We start from the raw sequence: 3082 nt of genomic DNA on the forward strand, positions 1-3082 counted from the left end.
ACCGGGTCACTGGACCGGAAAAATGCTGAGCGAGTCCTCTCCATTTTAGAGGATTTCCACCAGAAGGGAAAAACCGTTGTAATTGTAACCCACGATGAAGGAATCAAAAATCGTGGGTGGAGGGTGATAGAATTATGAAAAAACATAGAAAGCTAAAGACCGTCCTGCTGGTCATTGTCGGTCTGTTTGTCCTCTATAACCTGGTTTGGCTGTTTCTTGTGTGGAATAGATACCATGGGTTTACCGAAGGAATGCGAGAACTCTATTCCTATCAAACCTATGTCATTGATGAAAAGGACGGCTATACGTATAATGTAAAGATACCGGATTATTTGAGCTTTACGGGAAACTTGGGGATTCAACCCTATGAAGGTGGCGATTGTGCATTGATCATTTGGCCGGGGATTTTCAAGGAAACCACCTATGGCGCGTTTGTCTCTGACGCGAATGGCATGGGTCAAGGGGTGATGCTCACAGCAGACGGAATGCCAGAGGAAGACGCACCGGAGCAAATCAAGCAGCTGGTGGCGGAAAACCGGGAATCCTTAGACATGCTGTTTGAAAAAGCCCGGGAACAGTGGGACTACTAGGCCTTGCACATAGCAGACTGCCCCAGGTTGTGCTCTCCGCACAGCCTGGGGCAGTCTTATTTTTATTTACAGCAAGCCCGTCAAATGCCGCCGCACCAGGTCCAGCCCCCGCTGGGCGCTCATCCGCCGCACCCGCTCCCGGGCCACGTTCCCGGCGCGGAACTCCCGCACGATGCACTGCCCCTCCCAGGCCAGACCCAGGTACACCAGGCCCACCGGGTTCCCCCGGCTGTCGGGGTCCGGGCCTGCCACGCCGGTGGCGGACACCGCCAAGTCGCAGCCCAGCAGCTTTTTGGCCCCCCGGGCCATGGCCTCGGCCACCTGGGGGGACACCGCGCCATACTCTGCCAGCATTTCATCCGGCACCCCCAGCACCTGGGCCTTCACTTCCTCATGGTAGCTCACCACGCCCCCCCGGAACACCTGGGACGCCCCAGGCAGGTCTGTCATCAGGCTGGCCATCATCCCGCCGGTGCAGGACTCGGCAGTGCCCAGGGTGAGGCCCCGCTCCCGGAGCAGGGCAAGGCAGACCTCTTGGATGGAGCTCACATCCACCCCAATCACCTTGTCCCCCAGGATGGCTTTTACCTCCTCCTCCACCGGGGCAATCATGGCCATGGCCTCCGCCTGGGTGGCCGCCCGGGCGGTGATGCGCAGCTCTGTCCCTGTGGGCTTGGCATAGGGGGCCAGGGTGGGGTTTTCCAGGCGGTTCATCAGGGGCCGCAAAAGGGCCTCCGCCGCGGACTCCCCAATGCCAAAGGTCTTGACCGTCCGGGAGGCGATCACCCCCTGGGACAGGGCTTCCAGGTAGGGCAAGGCCCGGTGGCGGAACATGTTCTCGCACTCCATGGGGGGCCCGGGCAGGAGGATTACGTGGGTGCCCTCCGCAAAAAAGGCCGCCCCGGGGGCGGTGCCCCAGTCGTTGTCCAGGACAGTACAGCCCTCCGGCAGCATGGCCTGCTGTAGGTTGTTCTCTGTCATCTCGTGGCCCATGGCGGCGAAACGGGCCCGGATGCGCTCCGCCGAGGGGGCGTGGTGGAGCAGCTCCTTGCCGAAGCACTCCGCCAGCACCAGCTTGGTGAGGTCGTCATAGGTGGGCCCCAGGCCGCCGGTGGTGATGAGGATATCCGCCCGGCCCTTGGCGATTTCCACCGCCTGGCGCAGGCGGCGGGGGTTATCCCCCACCACGGTGTGGTAATAGACGTTGATCCCCAGCTGGGACAGCCCCTGGGAGAGCATCTGGGCGTTGGTGTTGGCGATGTCCCCCAACAGCAGCTCCGTCCCTACGGCAATCAGCTCAGCGGTATGGCTCATGGTTCCATCACGATCCTTTCGATTCCGTCCACAGCCTGTTTCATCAGGGCGGGAATATCCAAGGCCGCCTCCGCCGCCTGGATTTCCTCCAAGGAGGGGCGGGTCTTGGGATGACGGGGGGTAAAGACGGTACAGCAGTCCTCGTAGGGGAGGATGGAGGTGTCAAAGGTGCCGATGCGCCGGGACAGGCGCACAATCTCCTCCTTGTCCATCCCCACCAGGGGCCGGAACACCGGCAGGGTGGTGGCCGCCCCCGTGACGGCCATCGCCTCCATGGTCTGGCTGGCCACCTGTCCCAGGGATTCCCCGGTGATAAGGCCCTTGGCCCCGATACGCTCCGCCACCTCCTGGGAAATGCGCATCATGAAGCGGCGCATCAGCAGGGTGAATAGCTCCTCCGGGCAGCTCCGGCGCAGGGTCTCCTGGATTTCCGTAAAGGGCACCACATGGACCGTCAGCCGCCCACACCAGGGGGTCAGCAGTTTTGCCAGGGTGAGCACCTTCTCCTTGGCCTCCGGGGAGGTATAGGGGTAGCTGAAAAAATGGACCATTTCCAGGGACACCCCCCGTTTGGCCATCATCCAGGAGGCCACAGGGCTGTCGATGCCCCCGGAGAGCAGGGACACCCCCCGGCCTCCCATGCCCACTGGCAGCCCACCCGCCCCGGGGATGGGGTCGGCGTGGACGTAAGCGGCATAGTCCCGAACCTCCACATGGACCGTCACCTCCGGGTGGTGCATGTGGGCGGTGAGGTTGGGGAAGGCGTCGTCCAGCTCCCCCCCCACGTACTGGCTCAGCTGGATGGAGGACATGGGAAAGCTCTTATCCGAGCGCTTGGACTCCACCTTGAAGGTCTTGGCGGCGCTGAGCTCCTCCTTCAAATAGGTCTTGGCGGTCTCCACAATGGCCCCGGCGTCCTTCTCGCAGGCCTTGGCCCGGGAGAGGCCCACCACCCCGAAGAGGCGGCTCATGGCCTCAAAGGCCCCGTCCATGTCGCAGTCCGCCGTTTTCGGCTCCACATAGGTGATGGACTGGCGGGAGTAAATGCGGAACTGGCCATAGGCTTGGAGCCGGCGGCGGGCGTTGCCCATCATCCGCTCCTCAAACCCCCGGCGGTTCAGGCCCTTGAGGACCATTTCCCCCATCTTCAAAAGTATGATTTCCTCCCCAGCGGGAGG

3 protein-coding genes are annotated in these 3082 nt (G+C 62.3%); 1 reads left to right on the forward strand and 2 read right to left on the reverse strand.

The window, feature by feature from the left end; translation table 11 throughout:
- Positions 1-134 precede the first annotated feature (134 nt).
- Complete coding sequence (locus ACTOZL_RS04525) at positions 135-590, forward strand: hypothetical protein (RefSeq protein ID WP_482476918.1); 456 nt, start codon at positions 135-137, stop codon at positions 588-590.
- A 66-nt stretch (positions 591-656) separates the two neighbouring features.
- On the opposite strand, the gene ACTOZL_RS04530 is transcribed toward ACTOZL_RS04525, so the two are convergent.
- Both ACTOZL_RS04530 and thiI read right to left on the reverse strand, forming a co-directional pair.
- The gene (locus tag ACTOZL_RS04530) at positions 657-1904 is read right to left on the reverse strand and encodes a competence/damage-inducible protein A (protein ID WP_482476919.1); all 1248 of its coding nucleotides are present in this window, start codon (positions 1902-1904) and stop codon (positions 657-659) included.
- Positions 1901-3064 (reverse strand): tRNA uracil 4-sulfurtransferase ThiI, encoded by a 1164-nt coding sequence (gene thiI, locus ACTOZL_RS04535; RefSeq protein WP_482476970.1) that lies wholly within the window; start codon positions 3062-3064, stop codon positions 1901-1903. The genes ACTOZL_RS04530 and thiI overlap by 4 nt, the downstream gene beginning before the upstream one ends.
- Between the last annotated feature and the right edge of the window lie 18 nt (positions 3065-3082).

Source organism: Evtepia sp., from assembly GCF_056797215.1.

What these genes read in the sequence shown, in the direction of transcription:
- ACTOZL_RS04525 (WP_482476918.1), top strand. Translation starts at nt 135, where the DNA reads ATGAAAAAACATAGAAAGCTAAAGACCGTCCTGCTGGTCATTGTCGGT.
- ACTOZL_RS04530 (WP_482476919.1), bottom strand. Translation starts at nt 1,904, where the DNA reads ATGAGCCATACCGCTGAGCTGATTGCCGTAGGGACGGAGCTGCTGTTG.